Annotated in this window: 10 protein-coding genes; 3 read left to right on the top strand and 7 right to left on the bottom strand. The window is 43.2% G+C overall.

Features of this window, described 5'->3' with window-relative positions; translation table 11 throughout:
- Positions 1-399, top strand: a 399-nt coding sequence (locus tag ACJ751_RS17445; protein WP_407746803.1) for a hypothetical protein, incomplete at its 5' end; no start/stop codon positions are given.
- A 34-nt stretch (positions 400-433) separates the two neighbouring features.
- On the opposite strand, the gene ACJ751_RS17440 is transcribed toward ACJ751_RS17445, so the two are convergent.
- The 7 genes from ACJ751_RS17440 to ACJ751_RS17410 all read right to left on the bottom strand — a co-directional run bounded on the left by ACJ751_RS17440 (position 434) and on the right by ACJ751_RS17410 (position 11,103).
- Complete coding sequence (locus ACJ751_RS17440) at positions 434-1,465, bottom strand: YncE family protein (protein WP_407746802.1); 1,032 nt, start codon at positions 1,463-1,465, stop codon at positions 434-436.
- Positions 1,466-1,486: 21 nt separating this feature from the next.
- Positions 1,487-2,455 (bottom strand): hypothetical protein, encoded by a 969-nt coding sequence (locus tag ACJ751_RS17435; RefSeq protein WP_407746801.1) that lies wholly within the window; start codon positions 2,453-2,455, stop codon positions 1,487-1,489.
- Positions 2,456-2,480: 25 nt separating this feature from the next.
- Complete coding sequence (locus ACJ751_RS17430; RefSeq protein ID WP_407746800.1) at positions 2,481-3,902, bottom strand: hypothetical protein; 1,422 nt, start codon at positions 3,900-3,902, stop codon at positions 2,481-2,483.
- 18 nt (positions 3,903-3,920) lie between these two features.
- Complete coding sequence (locus ACJ751_RS17425) at positions 3,921-6,776, bottom strand: TonB-dependent receptor domain-containing protein (RefSeq protein WP_407746799.1); 2,856 nt, start codon at positions 6,774-6,776, stop codon at positions 3,921-3,923.
- 127 nt (positions 6,777-6,903) lie between these two features.
- A complete protein-coding gene (locus ACJ751_RS17420) occupies positions 6,904-8,157 on the bottom strand; it encodes a sensor histidine kinase (RefSeq protein WP_407746798.1) in 1,254 nt (417 codons plus the stop codon).
- Positions 8,154-8,855, bottom strand: coding sequence for a response regulator transcription factor (locus ACJ751_RS17415; RefSeq protein ID WP_407746797.1), 702 nt, complete (start codon positions 8,853-8,855; stop codon positions 8,154-8,156). The genes ACJ751_RS17420 and ACJ751_RS17415 overlap by 4 nt, the downstream gene beginning before the upstream one ends.
- A 73-nt stretch (positions 8,856-8,928) precedes the next feature.
- Positions 8,929-11,103: an outer membrane beta-barrel protein gene (locus ACJ751_RS17410; protein ID WP_407746796.1), complete on the bottom strand. Its 2,175-nt coding sequence runs from the start codon at positions 11,101-11,103 to the stop codon at positions 8,929-8,931.
- A 195-nt stretch (positions 11,104-11,298) separates the two neighbouring features.
- On the opposite strand from ACJ751_RS17410, the gene ACJ751_RS17405 reads away from it, so the two are divergent.
- Positions 11,299-12,324: a sensor histidine kinase gene (locus ACJ751_RS17405; RefSeq protein ID WP_407746795.1), complete on the top strand. Its 1,026-nt coding sequence runs from the start codon at positions 11,299-11,301 to the stop codon at positions 12,322-12,324.
- 5 nt (positions 12,325-12,329) lie between these two features.
- Positions 12,330-12,601, top strand: a 272-nt coding sequence (locus ACJ751_RS17400) for a LytR/AlgR family response regulator transcription factor (RefSeq protein ID WP_407746794.1), incomplete at its 3' end; no start/stop codon positions are given.

Genomic DNA, 12,601 nt, shown 5'->3' with positions numbered 1-12,601 from the left:
ATTAAAAATCACTTTCCTGTAAACGGGAATACACCAAAAGGAGACGATCTATTTTTAAAATTACTGCAATTACAGATTGATGACTATTCAAAACTGCCAGACGAACCGTTATTGAACCAGGCATTTAAGAACTTAAAAGAATACGTAAACAAACTGGAGCAAAAGCACATAAAGGTTACATTTTTTGAAATGCCCGTTAATAGCCAGTTACTGAATCTCCCTAAAGCGAATGTGATACGCAATACATTTTATAAAAACTTTCCGGAATCGAAATACAGCTATATACCGTTACCAGATTCTTTAAAATTTACAACAACCGACGGCTTACATTTGACGCCCGAAGAGGCGGCACGATATACCAGTTACTTAAAAAACGAAATAAAAAATACCAATCGATAAAAAGGGCATAAATGTTTTTTTATCGATTGCTTCCCTATAATTTTCTCCCATATTCCAGCAGCATAAACGTGCCGGGGATAATAGTAGGTCTTGGTTTTGGATTTGCTGCCGTTGGCGCCGGCGTATCGCCCAATTGGGCGGTCACTGTATAGAGGTGTTCAGTTTTGCTGTCGAAAGCCAGGGTTTTGGCGCCGCGCGCTGTAACTATGGTATCAACCACTTCAAATTTATCGGGCGCCAGTTCTTTCACAATTGTTATGGTTCCCTCACCATTTGAGCAGGCAACCAGTTTCGATTGCCCGTTGAAGATAGCCCCATCCGTCATTTTGCCAATAGGTAAGCGGGCGATCACCTTTCCATTATCGGCATCCATCACCATCATCAACTGACTCTTGCGGCAGGTACTGAATAAACGGTGTGTTTCTTTATCATATGCCAACCCGGTAGGTTCTTTACCGGGTGATAAGGTAAAACGCTTTTTAATAACCAGCGTTTTACTGTCAAACACTACAATTTCATTGGCGTCTTCCAGGTTAACATAAATGGTACCGGCCCCATCTGTTATCCCGGTCTCCGGCTTCCCTCCTACTTTAAAGGTTTTAATAACTTTATTTGACAAGGCATCGATAACCGTAATACTCATTCCGTCGTTATTGAAAATAAATACCCGGCTTGAATATTGATCGTACAAAAGCGCATCGGGGTCTTCGTCAGTAGCGATCTGTGCCAATGGCTGCAGGGTCTTAATATCAAACACCGTTACATTATTGGCTTTACCATTGGTGATAAATCCTTTTCCCAGCGACTGGATGGCGCAAATGCCATGCACGCCCATTGTGGGAATAACGCCAATTTTTTCGTGGGTATCTGCATTCAGCACTTCTACCTGGTTGTTATGCGAAACGTATAACCGTCTGTCTTCCGCACTTACCGACACATAATCCCAGCCGCCTTCCCCGCCAATCACTGTCTTTTTCAGCAGTTCAATACCCGAGGTATGGGTTTGCCCAAACCCGCAAAGCTTGTGGGATACAACAAGCAGGAAAATAAAAACTCTACGTATCATTGGTTGTATTTTATAAATTCTTTATTTCTGAATATCATAAAGGGCGGCTGCATGCGCAGGCGTTGTTTCACAACTCAGCAACAACCTTGTGGGGGAAATATAATCCAGCCCTTCTGTTTGCCATTCATCCGATGAACGGCCAATGGTTACTCTACGGGAAGAGTCGGCGAAAAAATGGTCGCCCGGATAGTTGCTAAAAAACCAGATAAAGGAATTGTCTTTCTGGCTCATATAGCCAAGCAATGCCAGTTCCCCCGTCACCTTATTGTAGGCGGCATCGGTAATTCTTCCGCTTACATCAAAACCCGAAACAGTCGACACCGCATAAGTACCCGGACTTTTGGGCAACATATAACAACGGGTTTTAAGATCCCCTCTGTCTTTTGTAAAGACATATAAATTATTTCCGACGGCTACCATTGCCTCACAATCGAAATTGGTATTACTATTATAAGAGAAACTGGTCTGGTCGGTGTATGAAAATTTAATAGAGTCGGCCATTACACTTACCTGAGCCGATGCCGATAACAGATCGGCTTTTTTGATCCGTAAAATTTTAAGATCGGTTCTGTTACCATTATTATTTCCCATATCGCCGATATACAAGTACAACGAATCGGCGGCAATAGATTCCCAATCAATATTGGGATAATTGGCAATGGTAACTGTTTGCAAGATGGCGCCTGTAGCGGAATCAATCTTATAGATCGAATTCGGATTTCCGCTATCCCCAAAACTCCAGAGACTTCCATCGGTATAACAAAGTCCCGATGATTCCTGCAACTGTCCGGGCAACGAGTGCTTCCCTTCAACGATGATCTTAGCAGCCGGTTTATCAGCCGCAGGTGGATCCGTTGCCGGGTGTGCATTTTTATTACAAGAGGACATGATAATTGGCAACAGGCAATAAGCAATTGCCAAAACCTTCCGGATGATAAACAACCCTGCCCTTCTTTGTCCATTGTCTATTGCCAATTGCCTATTGCCCATTTGTCTATTGTTTATTGTCTATTGATTAATGTTGATTTCCTGAACCATCAGCCTGGTAGCAACCAATATCTTTTCCAGGTTTAACAGCGGCCGTTGCACCAAAGTTGGCATCTACAGGCACATTCACCGGAATGGTAAAGTTGGTATTGCCTTTGCCCAAAGCTGGTGAAGTGGTTTTCAAATGAAAATCGTAGCCATCTACAGAAGCCTGGGTTTGAAAATTCATATTGGGCAAAGGGTAATTCACAAATTGGGGGTTGTTCTGTCCTACCAGTGCCGCTCCATTATATTGCATCCCGAAAGTATAACTGGCGCCCAGGAATGTTTTCATATCGGGCATATCAGTTGATTGCGGATGCGTTACTACTGCCTGCGCCACATTGGTGGGAACGATCTGACCAGCCTGTGCTGCATTATCAACATAGTTCCAGTTATAGCCATACGCTGTCATTGGAATAAAGTCGCCATTGTGCGGGCCAGTGGTATCTGCCAGGTATACCTTAGCAGTTACATCATTTCCGCCGGCTATTCTTGGGCCAAACTGACAATCTACCATCAGGTTGTTATAAGCCAGCGCTCTTGAGTTGTTTTCAACTTCAATTGAACCGCCACGGGCGCCAAAGGTTTTTACATTCCTGTAGCCCATGTTTACATACGTATTGTTGAACATGGCGATCATACACTGTCTGCCGGTGCTGCCATCATTCGCTGATTTGGTACCGTTGGTAGCACCGCCAATGATCAGGTTATAAGCCATGACGCCTTGCGTACCGCCTTTGGCATTCAAACCATCGCCACCTGTTGCGCCACATTTTTCCATGGTATTACGCACCATAAAGATGTCGCCGCCATAATACCTGATCGCATCATCGGGCGTACCATAGATCCAACTATCTTCCATAATGAATTTACCGCTGTAGTTACCGAAGTAAACGGCATATTTATCACCCACTGCAGGACCGGCAAAAGGAATGCTTTGCAAACCAGCGCCGGTGAAATCAAGATGCGTCCATTTGAGCACCAGTAACGGACAGGTAGGACCGCACCAGATACCACCCCAGCCACCTGCATAGGCTGAATCGCTGGTAGCGGTTGATGATCCGGTAGTTTTTGTCCTGGAAGGATCGGTCACTGTAACCGGGGCATCTTTGGTTCCCAAACTAACCAATGTACCATTTACAAAGAAGCAGGCGCCATTTTTAACCTGCACCGTTACGCCTTTTTGTATCAACAGCGTATCGCCAGCGTTAACTGTTACGTTCCCGGTGATGGTGTAGGTAAGACCTGTTTTCATGGTTCCCTTAATAGCGCCGGAGAGCGGAGCGCTATTGTCAACCTGCTGCCCGATCTGGATCTGGGCCGTCGACACTTTGCTGTCGTTTTTTGAACAGGCCGTGAATGCCAATGCAAGCACCAAACTGCAACCTGCAATTATTACATGTTTCATTTGTTGGAAATTTATATGTTAGAATTTAAATCTGAATCCTAGAGAATAGGAAGCATAGTACCGATCGTATTGAACGGTCATATAATCGGTGCTTTCCTGGAACGGCAACTGGGTTTTGGTATGGTAAGCATTGTTATGCTGCTTTATGATCAACCTGAAAGGCGTATTCAACAGGTTATTTGCTTTTACATAAATGATATAATGCTTGCCAAACTGGTGTTGTGCGGAAAAGTCAAGATTGGTGGTTGGTTTTTCCCAGTTGTCGAAACCTTTGTATTGGGAGAGGGTATTAATTCTTTCCCCGGTATAAACAAGCGCCAGCTGGGCATCGGTTTTATTTTTAGCGCTTTTATATAATAAGGAGAAATTGGCTATGTGGGCGCTTTGTCCCTGCAACGGCCGGCGATCGGGCACATTGGTAAATTTAGTAGCATTGTCCGGGGTAAGGTACACATACAATTTGGTGGCGTTGATCACGGAGTTGGTGAAGGTATAATTACCTGATACGCCAAAGTTGCCAAAGTACTTTCTGAAAACCAATTCCACCCCAAAGTTATTGGCTGTACCAAAGTTTTGCGGTGATAAGATGGGCGTAGCGCCATAGTTACCACTGGTGGTTGAATAAGGCGCAAATGCATATTCAATCGGGTTGTTGATGAGCTTGTAAAAAGCACCGATCATAAACTGATCGAGCCCTTTGGGAAATAATTCATAGCGAACATCGAAATTATCTATTACAGTATGCTTGATGTAAGGATTGCCTTCTACCAAATACGTATCGTTGGAACCGCTTTTGTCAGGGAACGGGATCAGGTCGGCAAAGGCCGGACGGAAAATAGACCTGAAATACGAGAAGCGAATGTCTTTGGTTTTGCTGATCGCATATTTGCCCTGCACGCTGGGCAGGAAATCAATAAAGTTGAGGTCTGCCGATTTTCCGGGCAACGCATCATTCAGCGATGACATATAATTCTGGTGCGTATTCTCCACCCGTAAACCACCCAATATTTCAAAACGGCTGCTGAGCTCATATTTCAGCATGCCATAGGCAGCCCATACATTTTCATACGCATGATAAATTCCAGGATTCTGCGCGGCGTTACCCAGTGCCGCGTTGTAGGGAATAAAAGTGAATTTGCTCTCAGGGATGGAAACATATTTCTGGTAAACGGAGTCCTTATCATTCACCGGCGTTAAGCTGTAGGCATTATCAAAGTTATCTCTTTCTTTATGCCGGTACATGCCGCCAAAACCGACCAATGCGGTTCGGGCTGCAATGGTTGTTTTGTAATGGAAATTCAAATAGCCGGCCAGGTCTTTATCTGTATTATGGATCCATTCACGCGATTCATCTTCTGTTTGCAATGTTCCTAAAGTATAGGTGCCGGCGCCGGCATTGGGCGTTACTTTTTGCCCCACAGAAAATTCAGCAATATCAGGCACCTGTCTTTTGGCCAAGGCCCCGGTCAACGACCAATCGGTAGTAAGGTTGCTGAATAATAAGTTACTGCCCTGGAGCGTAATGTTATTGATGGTTTGCAGATCGCTGCGCGTTTCTGTTTTGTTATGGATCGCATAGGGCCCTATGAAATCGTTGGGTAGCGTGTAGCCGCCCAACAACGTATCGCTGGTCAACCGCACCCTTCTTTCATTCAACTGCAGGTGCGTGGCAGAAAGACTGATGGAGTTATTTTTATTTAATGCATAGTCAATTTTGCCTTCTACGCCTGAGCGGTCGATGCGGGAATTGTATTGACGGTAAAAATCATCGGAAACAGCCGGCTGTTGGGCCGTATGATCATTGGGCGCCGGTGGTACCGTAGCGCTTTGTTGTAAGATCTGCGAATTACTTCCCCGGTAAGTATTCTGATAACTGCCTGCTATTATAACCCCCAGCTTATTATGTAAAAACCTGTTTCCCAACGTCAGGTTTACATTTTTGTTTATTGGCGGTTTTGACGCATCTGTCACCAGGTTATTATAGGGAAACGCCTCCACGGGCGCATAGGCGCCGGGGCCCACCAACTCTGCAGGAGATTTACTATTTACTGATGATCTATTAAAAGAATGGAAATCCCGGTTCAAAAAAAGCTGACTGTAGCCTGTACCAATATTGCCCTCTGCGATAAAATGATTGGGCGCACTTCTCATCACCAGGTTCATCACACCACCAGTGGCATCGCCTTCCAGGTCGGGCGTCAATGATTTGATAACTTCTATCCGGTCTAGCAGATCGGCAGGAAAAATATCAAGCGGAACATAGCGGTTGCGGTTATCAGGACTTGGGATCTTGATGCCATTTACCAGCGTCGTGTTATATCTTTTATCCATCCCGCGGATAATGGCATGCTGTCCATCACCATTACTGCTACGTTCTATTGACACACCGCTTATACGCTGCATTACGTTGGCTACAGTAATATCGGGCGAGATAGCAATGGTTTTGGATGAAACGATATTGACGATATTATTGGCCAGTTGTTCTCTTTTCTGGGCGTACTGGTCTGAACCGCCATCGCGTGCCGCTGATTTCGTAACCTCCGATAAGGTTACACCCTCGGGGAAAAGATAAATATCAAATTCCTTTGTTTCAGTTCCCGAAATGATAATGGTTGTATCTATTGCATTATATCCTACATAAGATATTTGCAGTTCGTAGGTCCCATTGTCAAGGCCCTTGAATGAAAAACCTCCGTCCAGTGAAGTAACTACTTTCTTTAATTCATGTTTGATCACTACATTGGCGCCAATCAATTGTTCTTTGGTAACTCCATCATACACATGGCCTTTTATGGTGCCAGCCAATGCGGAGCTGGCGGTAAATAAAAAAGAGAGAACAGCAATTAGTTTTTGGTAATGTGCGCTACTGGTCATCACTATTTTTGATTGTGGTGCAAAAATAGCGCATGACAACAGCCTCTGTCAGCAGCTTTTATGAATTAATACTTTAATGATGTTTCCTTAATTGTATAGTAAAACTATCCTCAGAAAAAAAACAGAATCACCAGTTCAGTACGAAGGAGTGCAGCCCATTGGCAAACAAATAATTGATGTTAATCAAGGAAACCCGGGAAATTTGTTTAACAATGGAAAGTCCAAGTCCATTATGGTTGCTGTTCAACGATTGTTTGTAGAACCGGGAAAAGAGGCGTTTTTGATCTAATGCACCGGCATAACCAGTATTACTGATAACAAGTTGCGTCCCTTCGAGCTTGATGAAAATATGGCCGAACGGGATGTTGTGGTTACTGGCATTGCTCAATAAATTGTTCAGTAAAATATCCAGCAGCTCCGGGTTTATAAACACAGTCGCCTCCTCCAGTTCCCAGGCGGCTTTTATCTGCTGGCTTTCCCACAATTCAGAGAACTGTTCCAGCTTTTCATCAATCTTTGTTTTCAGGTTTATCACCTGTGCTGTATCAAACTGGTGGTTTTCAATTTTTGCCAACAGCAATAATGACTGGTTTAACCGGGTCAGTTTTTTAACTGCAGTAAAGGCGCTCCGCGCCAGCTCACTTTGCTTTTGGGAAAGGTCTTCTTCCTGGATAATCATCTCCAGTTTGGAACGGATAATTGATAAGGGCGTTTGTATTTCGTGCGAGGCGTTCTCGGTAAATTCCCGCAACAACAGGTAATCCTGTTCGGCTTTTTCTGTCGCCATCAACAGGCTTTCATTCATAAAAGCAAACTCATTAATGGTTGTTTCCGGGAAAACTGGCGTACCCGTTTTGCCCAGTTTAAAATTCCGCATCACATCCAACGACTGATAAAAAGGCTTCCAAAGCCGCTTCAGCATGAACCTGTTTATTACAATAGCGATCAATATAGTTATCAAAATAGTGAGCACCGAAATGGTCAGCAAGGTATGCGAAAGATGCCGCATGCCCTCCAAAGGTTTGGCTACCGTTACGCGGTACCAGCTGTTATTAAATTGCAGCGGGAAAGCCATCTTTCTGAAGTTGTGTAGTTTCTTTTCCCGTTTACTATACAGCCGCACCGTTTCAAATTCCTTCGTTGCTTTCTGTTCGCCTGTTGGGTAGAAATTTATCTGTTCTTCATCAAGCGCATACAAGTTTGGCAGCGTATGATACGTGTTTACATACTCTTTTATCTTATCTTCAATACCACCCAGATCGCCATCTATTTCGCGCAACAGTATTACCTTAATAAAGAAGTACAGCGTACAACTGGAAACAAAAAAAATAACGACCATTACCAGCAGGTTGATCAACGAGTAGCGTGTTAATAATTTCATGGCTGCTCATTTACGGTAAACTTATAACCCATGCCATACACCACTTTGATATTGTCGGCACAACCTGCCAGCACCAGTTTCTTTCGTAGATTTTTCAGGTGGGTGTAAATGAAATCGTGGTTATCATTCAAATCAATTTGTTCGCCCCACAAATGTTCAACAATGGCTTCTTTGGTTACCACCTTATTTATATTGCTGGCAAAATACACCAGTAGTTCATATTCCTTGCGGGTAAGATCAATTTCGCCGTTCTTACCTTTTACTATTTTATCCTGGAGATGGATTACCAGGTCACCGGCCATTATTTTATTTTTCCCTTCAAACGATTTGCGGCGAATGATGGCGTTGATGCGGGCAGACAACTCAGGCAAATGAAAGGGCTTGCTTAAATAATCATCTGCACCGAGATTAAGCCCTTCCAGTTTATCATTTAATGAATTTTTTGCCGAGATGATCAATACCCCGTCTACCTTGCCCATTTCTTTTAATTCATTCAGAATTTGTAATCCGTTGCCCATTTGTCCATTGGTCATAGGCAGCGATATGTCCAACAAGATACAATCGTAATTCTTTGTTTGGATCCGCTCCATGGCATCATTAAAATTATAGGCAGGTTCACAAATGAAATTATCCTTTTTAAGATAGGCGCAGATGCTCCTGGATAATTCCATTTGATCTTCAATAACCAATAGTTTCATGTAAAATGTTTAACCGGCAGAAGGTACGCTTAAAAAAAATGCGCAATCCTGAAGGAAATCTGAAGCCAGCCACTCAATTCACCCGGCCCTGTTCTTCTGCGGCGCCACCGGTAGTGTGATTACGTTTCCGGTTATTGGTATCTTTTCCAAAACGATAAGAAAAGGCGATCCCTATTCTTCGCGTATCTGTTTCAACCATGCGCCGGGCAAGCAGGCCCTTTGCAGTGGTATTATCGCGCCTGATCATACTGTAAAATACATCATTGACGCTTACTTTCAGCGTACCTTTTTCTTTCATGATCATTTTCTGTATTCCGCCATTCAAATGCCAAAACGGGTCTGTTTTTGTTTGCCCCTGTAAATGGCTGGTTGCATACAACCCGCTTACTTCTGCACTCCATTTTTTCGACAGGCGAAACTGGTTGCTTATCTCCAGTTCACCGGAATTGATCTTATTATTCACAATTTGATCATCTGCCATTCCTTTATTTATCAAATGAAATACAATAAGCTTTGCATTCACATGCCAGTCTTTCACCAGATCTGCCGACAACCAGGAAACAACATTGAATGAATAATTAAGGCCAAAATTCTCAGGGCGATTCACAAATACATCGCCAACAGGTTGTACTATGAACTGAATAAGGTTGTTGACCTTCAGGTAAGCCAGTTCAACCCCGAAGGTACTTTTATAATCATATTTCAATTCAACGGCATATAAATACTGAGGTTTTAGCCATGGATTTCCTGTAGTATAGGAGTACCGGTCGTTATAAAAAAGAAAGGGATTTAATTGCTGGTAACTGGGTCTGCGGATCCTGGTTCCATAACTAATGGTGATTGTGTGATGACCGGAGGTATCAGCTTTCCAGGAAAAATAAAACGAGGGAAAAAACTTGGTGTAATTCCTTTTAAAAGCCGAATCGGCAATAACTATATTACCAGGCTGACGCCCATGCATCCGGGTATTCTCCATTCTTACGCCGCCTTTTATGGCCCAATGTTTCCATTCTTTAGCGGCGCTTACATACAGCGCGTTGATATTCTCTGTATAGATAAAATGATCTGACCGGCCATAATCGGGTACATAATCGCTCCCTGCCTTTTGCAACCAGCTGTTTTTATAGTTCGTACTTACGTAGGAAGATTTATACCCGGCTTCAAAATTTGCGTTGCCTTTCAATGGAAGGTTGTAATCTGTCTTTGCCGACCAGATATCGATATCAGCGGGCAGCCGGTACAAGATATCATTGGCGCTGCTGAGATTTCCATCTAACCGGTAAACATTGGTTGACAAATACTGACTGCCATTTACATGGATGTTCACATAATCCAGGTCGCCGGTAATTGATGAACCTTTTTCGTTTATGCGGCGAAGCATGTTGAGATTAATGCCCCCGGTGTACCACTGGTAATCACCGGTGGTGTGGCCTATAGCTGTAGAATCCGTTTTTTGATCAGCATTTAATTGATCGCTGTTATAATTCAACTGATCTGATCTGGGTCTGATACCACCCGTTAATAAAATACCGAGCGTGGTTTTGGCAGAAACATAATAATCTATTCCTGCTCTTAAATTGTAGCCATTGGAAGAATAGTGATACCTTCTGTCAAGCAACGTGGTTGAAGTATTATCATAATTTCGCTGACTGGTTTCTCTGGAATACCCCGCATCCCTTGAATACCCAACATTGCCAAATACATTGATCTTGTTATGCCGGTAATTGATATTAAGGGCATCATTACTTCTGGCATATGCGCCCTGGTTATAACCAATACTCATATTCCCATTAAAACCCGGGGTTTTGTTTTTCTTTAGTTGCAGGTTAATAACAGCGCTGCCCGATGCATCGTAGCGTGCAGGCGGATTGCTTATCAATTCAATCTTCTCTACCATCCCCGCCGGCAGGGAGCGTAAATAAGCCGCCAGGTCCTGGGCCGACAAATAAGTTGGTTTGTCATCGATGAGCACCAGCACCCCACCCTTTCCATTTAATTGGATATTCCCATCCATATCTACAAAAACGCCCGGGCTTTTTGACAAGATCTCCAGGGCATTACTACCGGCGGCCGTAATCATCCCATCTACGTTTACTATTATGCGATCTATTTTATGTTTGATTGGCGGCATTTTAGCCGTAACGGTCACTTCTTTTAAAGCTTTGGGTTTGTCTTTTTCCTGGGCATCGCAGGTATGGTGAAGCACAAATAATAAAACCATTGTACAAATTGGAATAAGGGACTTCATACTACTTGTTTTTACAAATTTTATGGGTTGCCCCGACCCTATAAAATCGTTGTGTTGAATGCGGGCAAAATGAGGTTGAACGCCGCCCTTTTCAGGCTTAAAATTTCATCACCGTTTTTGGCCTGTCTGTACCTGATTTCCCCTGGTTAAACATTTTACAACCGGGTTTGCAAAAACTATCGCGATCTTTATAGCATGCGAACAGCATCCCGAAAGATCACCAACGAAGCCCTGGTTATACATGCCATTTTCAGTATGGGTGTAGTAATGCTGGTAATAACAGGCATGTATTATTACTACCATTTTATTCTGGCGAAAATCGGGTTAACCACTTTTGCCTGTCTTTTCTTTCTGGCCTGTATTTATATGGGCAGAGCGCTTTGCATACAATTCTACCTGCGCAATAAACCGTTTCATTTTAGCCTGTATACAGTTTTAACACTGATGGCCATCATCATTATATGGCCCCTGGTCGCAAAAAAGATCTTTGACTCCCCCGGAGACATCATTGAATTCTCCGTTACTACCCTGCCCTTCCTCATTATTGGCCTGGTAATGGGTATTTTTATAAAGTTGATCAGGGCTTCCATTCAAAAACAGATCCAGGCAGCCCGGTTAGCTACCGAACAAAAACAAAGTGAATTGAACCTGCTGCAATCGCAATTGAGCCCGCATTTTCTGTTTAATACGTTGAACAATATCTATGGCATTTCAATAACCCAACATGAACGAGTACCCGCCTTGTTATTAAAACTAAGCAGCCTGTTGCGTTATTCGGTGTACGATACCAAAAATCTGTTTGTATCTATAACGGAAGAACTGGAATATATTCATAATTATCTCAGCTTTGAAAAGCTGAGGTTAAGCGACAGGCTGGTATTACGAACCGAAATAGAAACGATAAATGATCCACGGATCACTATTGCTCCTATGATACTGATCGTATTTATTGAGAACGCCTTCAAACACGCCCGCAACACCCTGGACGAAAAGATCTTCATTGAGATCGACCTGAATGTTACCGGTAATTTTATTGTATTTTCAGTGAGGAACTCATACAGTGAATTAAAACAGGAGAACAGCATCAGCCAGGCAAGCTCGGGCCTGGGGCTTCCCAACACCATCAGGCGGTTGAACCTGTTATATGAAGAAAATTACAAATTGGATCAGTTTATCACAGACAATATGTACATTGTTCAGCTTCGCTTAAAAATAAAATAACAGGTATGTTTAACTGTCTTGTTGTAGACGATGAACCTATTGCGCGGGATATTATAATAAGTTACTGCAGCCATTTGCCACAGCTACGGGTGATAGGCAGCTGCGGCAATGTATTTGAAGCAAAGGATATCCTGTTACAACAACCCATAGATATCCTGTTCCTGGATGTACATATGCCGGTACTGGATGGTATTGGCTTTTTACGAACTCTTAAAAACAGACCGCAGGTTATATTTATTACTGCCTATAAAGAATATGCAGTAGACGCCTTTGAACT

The sequence above is a fragment of the Niastella sp. genome, from assembly GCF_045805085.1.
In the GTDB taxonomy this organism is placed as follows: Bacteria; Bacteroidota; Bacteroidia; order Chitinophagales; family Chitinophagaceae; genus Niastella.
This window is presented reverse-complemented; position numbering and strand designations above follow the sequence as displayed.

Coding starts and splice junctions, on each gene's coding strand:
- ACJ751_RS17430 (WP_407746800.1), bottom strand. CDS start 3,902: ATGAAACATGTAATAATTGCAGGTTGCAGTTTGGTGCTTGCATTGGCA.
- ACJ751_RS17405 (WP_407746795.1), top strand. CDS start 11,299: ATGCGAACAGCATCCCGAAAGATCACCAACGAAGCCCTGGTTATACAT.
- ACJ751_RS17435 (WP_407746801.1), bottom strand. CDS start 2,455: ATGGGCAATAGGCAATTGGCAATAGACAATGGACAAAGAAGGGCAGGG.
- ACJ751_RS17415 (WP_407746797.1), bottom strand. CDS start 8,855: ATGAAACTATTGGTTATTGAAGATCAAATGGAATTATCCAGGAGCATC.
- ACJ751_RS17425 (WP_407746799.1), bottom strand. CDS start 6,776: ATGACCAGTAGCGCACATTACCAAAAACTAATTGCTGTTCTCTCTTTT.
- ACJ751_RS17440 (WP_407746802.1), bottom strand. CDS start 1,465: ATGATACGTAGAGTTTTTATTTTCCTGCTTGTTGTATCCCACAAGCTT.
- ACJ751_RS17420 (WP_407746798.1), bottom strand. CDS start 8,157: ATGAAATTATTAACACGCTACTCGTTGATCAACCTGCTGGTAATGGTC.
- ACJ751_RS17410 (WP_407746796.1), bottom strand. CDS start 11,103: ATGAAGTCCCTTATTCCAATTTGTACAATGGTTTTATTATTTGTGCTT.